The sequence below is a fragment of the Ilyobacter sp. genome (assembly GCF_041583315.1).
Taxonomy (GTDB): Bacteria; Fusobacteriota; Fusobacteriia; order Fusobacteriales; family Fusobacteriaceae; genus Ilyobacter.
In genome coordinates this window covers 1-4,961 of record NZ_JBFHGC010000177.1, presented here as the reverse complement: position 1 = coordinate 4,961, position 4,961 = coordinate 1, and the positions used below count along the sequence as shown (strand labels likewise).

Sequence of the window (4,961 nt, the reverse complement as noted above, 5' to 3'; positions counted from 1 at the left end):
GGCTTTACTCTGGATAAATACAGAAAGAGTATAGAGGATGCAAGAACTGCACTGAAAAATTTTGATATTGAAGCTTTTGCAGAGGAAAATGGCTATGGAAAAGAAACTGTGAGAGATATCTACGGAGCTCTTATAGGGGACAGACGTGACCCGAGGGAAGAACTTGAAAAACCAATATTAAAGTCTGATATACTTAAAATGGGAGACTTGAAACCAGGAATGGAATTAGAGGGGACTGTTAGAAATGTAGTCAAGTTTGGAGCCTTCATAGATATAGGTCTGAAAAACGACGCACTTCTTCACGTATCTGAAATATCAGACACTTTCATTTCAGACCCGTCGAAGGTTCTTTCTGTCGGTCAGATAATAAAAGTAAAGATCAAGGATGTTGATTTTCAGCGGGAAAGGGTAACTCTCACTAAAAAGGAGAAGTAATTTATGAGGCTAAAAAAAGATTCTTTGCTTCTGAAGATAATCTTTTACAATAATATGGCGGTTCTTCTCACTGCTTCCATGATAGCTTTTATACTGACCTTCATTACTCTAAAAGATATAGGAGCCCAGGTTCCAAAATTGGCGGCAGAGAAGATAAAAACTCTAGACAGATATTATACTTTTTATATGTCTAAAATGCGTGATGATATCTCTATGATATCCCAAAACCAGAATACTCTTTTAAACTCGGAAATAACCCAAAAGAATAATGTGAATTATCAGCTTTTTTCCGATAAACTAAAGTCACAGCTGGAAAAACAAAATTATAAAATTTACAGTGAGACAATTTTTTCTATAATAGGTAAGGATAATGGGATTTTGGGAGAGTCTGGAGATGAAGAGATTTTAAAAAACTTTTCAACTTCTAAAAGCAGAAATTTTCTTAATTTTATAAGTAAAAGATCTAAATATCAGATGAAAACCTCTTTTCAGGAGAGAATGGGTGATGATATACTGGTGAGAATTTCGGTGCCCTATTATGGAGACTCTGAGATCAAAGCTTTTGTCCTTACTTTCATGATAGACGATAAATTTTTAGAGGTTTGTCATGATTTTATGGGGCTAGAACCTGAGCACAAAATATTTCTTCTGACTGGCGGGGATTATAGCAAAGGAACCCTTGAAATTTCCACAGGAGAAAAATTTCTCAGTGACAAAGTTCGTTCAGAACTTCAGCTTAGGGACCACAAATATTACTTTGCAGAGAAGAGTGTAGGCAAAGAGCCCTATTATATGGCGTTGTATCCCATAAGGAATACCAATGGAATATTTTTAGGAAGTATCGGTATAGCTATTTCTCAAGGTGAAGTTATACGAATGAAAACTCTTGTATTTCTGTTTATAGCCAGTGTGGCCATAACTCTGATACTTTTCAATTCTACATTTTTCGGTAAGATTTTTTATAAAACCCTTACTCCACTGGCTGAGGTAGCAGAAGCTTCTGACAGGATATCCCAGGGAGATTATGATGTGGACCTTAAAATAAAAAGTACAGGGGAGATAAGAACTCTCATAATGTCTTTTAAAAAAATGATTAAAACCATAAGGTGCACGCAAAATGAGCTGAGAGCACAGAATTTAAAACTCCAGGAAAATATTTTCAGGATAAATGTAATAGAGAAGCTCTTATTGGGAATTCATGTAGAGGACGACATCTTCCATGTGATAAGGTCAATTGCCAGTGCCCTCACTTCAGAAATGGGTCTTGGGTACAGCAGAGCCATATTCTTGAGATACAGCAGGGAGATAGAATCACTTGTGGGAGAGTATGCTCTTATAAATACCAATGTGATAGAAAATAAAGATGACGGAGTAGCCAAAGCTGTGGGAGGATTTAGATTTCAGACTGAGTCTCTGAATGAACTTGTGTCTTACATAAAAATCCCCGTAAGAAAGCCAAGCCTTTGGCAGAAGCGGTAAACGACAAGAAGATAATATATTACAACGACAGAGGTTATAAGTACAACCTGGGAAATGAATTCCTTATGAGCCTGGGTCTGAATAACTTTATAATCATACCTATATACAGCAACGAAAGAGATTACGGATGTATATTGGTTGATAATTTCATGAAGGACAGGGTAGTAACCACTGAAGAAGTAGAACTCTTAAATCTTCTTATACTGAATCTTGGGATACACTTTAAAAACAGGATATTAGAGGAAGAAAAAATAGACAATGAAAGAGCAATAACCATAGGAAAACTTTCGGAGAAATTTTTAGACGGAAGAAAGCCTCTGCTTGAAAAGATAGATGCCATTGTAGAGAAGGCAAAACGGGGAGACGGAGATTTCAGAATGGATCTCTTAGAGCTCGAAAAAGAGCTTTTAAATGTAAAAAGAGAAAACAGCATACTCACTGATTATTCAGACATGAAAGAATACAGATTTGAAGTTTTTGATATAGAAGCTCTTTTTGATGAGATATATAATGAACACAAGCAGAATATGATTTCAAATAATATTACAGTTTCTCTTTTTGTAAAATCCCGAGAGAGGGTTTACGGAGACAGGACAGAACTGAAAAAAGCATTTACGGAAATCATAGACAACGCTTTTGATGCAGTTATAAAAAGTGATAAAGCAAATAAAAAAATCAACATTGTTCTCTCGAGAGCTAAAAATACAGAAAAAGTAAGAATCAGAATTTTTGATAACGGTATAGGGATGAGTGAAAGTCAGCTGCAAAACATATATGAACCTTTTGTAAGCTATAAAAAGAATGCTTCAGGATTGGGACTTTCCATCGCCTATAGAATAATAAAACATCACAGGGGAATCATAAAATTTGAATCCCAGGAAAATGTAAGTACGCAAGCAAAAATAACTTTAAATGCATATAAGGAGGAGAAATAGATAATGTCTGATGAAAGAGACTATGGGAAGACCTTAAACCTTCCAAAGACAAGCTTTCAAATGAGAGCAAATCTGCCTAACAAGGAACCGCAAATATTAAAGCAGTGGGACAAGGACAAAATTTATAACAAAAGTTTAGAGGGAAGAGAAAAGCAGTTTATTCTTCATGACGGACCTCCCTATGCCAATGGAAATATCCATATAGGACACGCTCTTAATAAAATACTCAAGGATATAATCTTAAAGTACAAGAGACTTCAAGGTTATAATGCACCTTATATTCCTGGATGGGATACACACGGACTTCCTATAGAACTAAAGGTTACAGAAGAACTAGGGGAAGCTGCAAAAGAGATGTCTCCTCTTAAAATAAGAGAGAAATGTACAAAGTATGCTAAAAAATGGGTTGAAAAACAAAAAGCTGATTTTATCAGACTGGGTATAATGGGAGAATGGAACAATCCTTATCTTACACTTAATCCGGAATATGAAGCAAAACAGTTGGAAGTATTTAAAGAACTTTATGAGAATGGATATATATTCAAAGGTCTGAAACCTATTTACTGGTCTCCTGCTACAGAGACAGCTCTTGCAGAAGCCGAAATAGAGTATAAAAATCACGTGTCACCATCTATATATGTAAAAATGGAAGCTAACTCTGATCTCCTTGAAAAACTGGGATTAGACGAAGCATCTCTTGTTATCTGGACGACGACTCCGTGGACTATTCCTGCCAATGTGGCAATATGTTTAAATGCTGAGTTTGAATATGGAGTATACAAAACTGAAAAAGGGAATCTTATTTTGGCAAAGGGCCTATCAGAAAAAGCTTTTTCAGACATGGGAATAAAAGATGTAGAGCTTTTAAAAGAGTTCACAGGAGATAAATTAGAGAGAACAACCTACAAGCACCCTTTCTTAGACAGGACAGGACTTGTAATACTGGGAGAACATGTAACCTTGGAAGCCGGTACAGGGTGTGTACACACAGCTCCAGGACACGGTCAGGATGACTATGTGGTAGGTACAAGATACGGACTGCCTGTAATCTCTCCTATAAACAACAAGGGACACCTTACAGAGGAAGCCGGTAAGTTTGCAGGAATGTTTTATAAAAAGGCAAACAAGGAGATCGCTGCTCACATGGAGGAGACAGGTCACCTGCTTATGTTAAAAGAGATAGAGCATTCTTATCCTCATGACTGGAGATCAAAAACTCCTGTAATATTCAGAGCTACAGAACAGTGGTTTGTAAGAGCAGAAGGTTCTGACTTGAGAGAAAAAGCTTTGAAGGCTATAGAGGATGTAGATTTTATTCCTGCATGGGGTAGAAACAGAATCAGTACAATGCTTGAATCAAGACCTGACTGGTGCATATCAAGACAGAGAATCTGGGGAGTACCTATCCCTATATTCTACAATGAGGCTACTGGAGAGGAGATCTTCCACAGTGAAATCATTGACAGAGTAATAGGTATAGTGAAAAAAGAGGGAACAATAGCATGGGTTAAATATTCACCTGAGGAACTTATAGGTGAAGAGCTCCTTGAGAAGTACAACCTGGCTGGAATAGAGTTAAGAAAAGAAACAAATATAATGGACGTATGGTTTGACTCAGGGGTTTCCCACAGAGCTGTACTAGAAACAAGAGAAAACCTAAGAAGACCTGCAGACCTTTACCTTGAAGGCTCTGATCAGCACAGAGGGTGGTTCCAGACTTCACTTCTGACATCTATAGGATCTACAGGAGACGCACCTTATAAACAGGTACTTACCCACGGATTCGTAAATGACGGAGAAGGTAAGAAAATGTCTAAATCAATGGGGAATGTAATGTCCCCTGACGATGTAATCAAGACCTACGGGGCAGATATACTTAGATTGTGGTGTGCCTCTGTAGATTACAGAGAAGATGTGAAAATATCAGAGAATATCCTGAAACAGATGGCAGAAGCCTACAGAAGAGTTAGAAATACTGCCAGATACATACTAGGAAACACAAGTGACTTTGATCCTGATACAGACAGAGTTTCTTATGAAGATCTTCCTGAGATAGACAGATGGGCGATGCACAAGCTTGAAACCCTAAAAAGAAAAGTAACTGAAAATTAT

The 4,961-nt window shown here is 37.1% G+C and carries 4 protein-coding genes; all 4 read left to right on the top strand.

The features are described from left to right. Positions 1-435, top strand: a 435-nt coding sequence (locus ABZA26_RS07455) for a S1 RNA-binding domain-containing protein (protein ID WP_372713892.1), incomplete at its 5' end; no start/stop codon positions are given. Positions 436-438: 3 nt separating this feature from the next. Next, positions 439-1,914, top strand: coding sequence for a HAMP domain-containing protein (locus ABZA26_RS07450; RefSeq protein WP_372713891.1), 1,476 nt, complete (start codon positions 439-441; stop codon positions 1,912-1,914). Continuing rightward, on the top strand, positions 1,899-2,849 hold the full coding sequence (locus ABZA26_RS07445; RefSeq protein ID WP_372713890.1) for an ATP-binding protein: 951 nt from the start codon (positions 1,899-1,901) through the stop codon (positions 2,847-2,849). The genes ABZA26_RS07450 and ABZA26_RS07445 overlap by 16 nt, the downstream gene beginning before the upstream one ends. A gap of 3 nt (positions 2,850-2,852) precedes the next feature. Continuing rightward, a partial coding sequence (ileS, locus tag ABZA26_RS07440; protein ID WP_372713889.1) for an isoleucine--tRNA ligase occupies positions 2,853-4,961 on the top strand: 2,109 nt, incomplete at its 3' end.

Bases quoted from the DNA above. Each gene is read 5' to 3' on its own strand.
- ABZA26_RS07450 (WP_372713891.1), top strand. From the start codon at position 439: ATGAGGCTAAAAAAAGATTCTTTGCTTCTGAAGATAATCTTTTACAAT.